The organism is Stieleria sp., assembly GCF_041595215.1.
GTDB lineage: Bacteria > Planctomycetota > Planctomycetia > Pirellulales > Pirellulaceae > Stieleria > Stieleria magnilauensis.
In genome coordinates, this window is the sequence record NZ_JBFHKV010001512.1 from 1 (window position 1) to 1,510 (window position 1,510).

General features: G+C 59.0%; 1 protein-coding gene. It reads right to left on the reverse strand.

From position 1 onward, the window contains the following. A partial coding sequence (locus tag ABX749_RS32555; protein ID WP_372899702.1) for a terminase large subunit domain-containing protein occupies nt 1–1,497 on the reverse strand: 1,497 nt, incomplete at its 3' end. Between the last annotated feature and the right edge of the window lie 13 nt (nt 1,498–1,510).

Below are 1,510 nucleotides of genomic sequence, written 5' to 3' on the forward strand. Positions count from 1 at the left end.
CGAACGCTTGCCATTGACTAGCACCATGTTCCCCGCCGCCCACGTCAGCAGCCCGTTGCCTTCGTGGCGAACCCGGCCAAGTTTCAAGTCGGCCAGGAACTTCGTAATCGGCTCGGTCCACATGCCGGCGTTTTGAAAAAACTTCACCGTCTCGATGCCCTCGGGCTCCAGCGACTGCGCGAAGTCTCGCGAGTTTGCCGGGTCATACGCCCACGATCGGATCTGGTTGTCCTGGTACTCGCGGATCACTTCCTGCCGCATCTCGTTGATTTCCATCGACGACACACGCAGCAGCTTTTGGTCGACCCAATCGGCCCACGGTTCTTTTGACAGATCACGCTCGGCGGAGGTGTTGATAAACCCGACGCTATCGACCTCGTACCGATAGAGCGGCCTGCCAGTCGGTTCGCCGGTCTTGGTGTCGATCTCATCTTCACCCGTGTCGAATCGAGCACAGAACCCGAGTGCTGCCAGGTCATCTTGCCCGCCCATGTCCCACGCGCCGCAAATCGCGTCTGCGTCGGACCAATCCGAAAACTCGCCTTGTGCCGCTCGCCAAGTCTCATCATGGATTGCCTTTTCCAACGACGAAACCAAGACGTTGCAGTGATAGCGTTTGAAGACGTGCAACCCAGCCGGCGACAACTGTGCATCATCCGCCTGTTCCTGCATAAACTCCCGCTTTGGCGTGACCGGATAATTCGGATTCGCCTTGGCCCAATTCTTTTCGTCGAACGGGTCATCCTCGGGGATCTCGCCCGTGCCCTCGCACTTGGGGCATCCCTTGACTGCCCCGCAGTCGCACGGGCGTTTTTCGTCCAGTCGAGCGATGAAGCAAAAACGGTGATCGCCCGGCGGGTTGTCCAGCTTGTAGCCGTCCAGCACGCGACAGGACAGCGTATCGACTTCAATCCACAGCTTCGATTGATCGTCTCCCGCCGTCGTGATCGTGATGATCAGCGGTTGACGACGCGAGCCGTGGGCGGTGTTGAGCTTGTCCCAAAGCCCCTTGTGATGGTCGCCCCATTCGTGGATCTCATCCAAGACGGCAGCGTGAACGTTGAATCCGTCCGACGTTCGCGAGTCGGACCCGAGCGGCTTAAAAAAACTATTTGGCTGATAAGATCCCTTCTTCGTCACGATCGACTTGGCCAGAACGTTGACCTGCTTACGGACCTCTGGCGAACCGTCCGCCATTGCCTTGGCCAACCCGTGGACGATCTTCGCCTGATCTTCTTTCGTTGCGGCACAGTAAATCTGCGCCCCCTTTTCCAGCGGATCGTCACACGTCAACAACAGCAGCCCGATACCCGCCGCCACGGTTGACTTGCCCCACTTCCGGCCGCAGGTGATGTAAGCATGACGGAACCGCCGGCAACCGTCCGAGCGTCGCCAACCCATCAGGCACCAGACGATAAACGCCTGATTGTCGGTCAGCTCGACCGGCTTATCGGCCCACTCGCCCTCAACGTGACGCAGGCAAGCCGGAAACCACATGATCGCGAGAGAC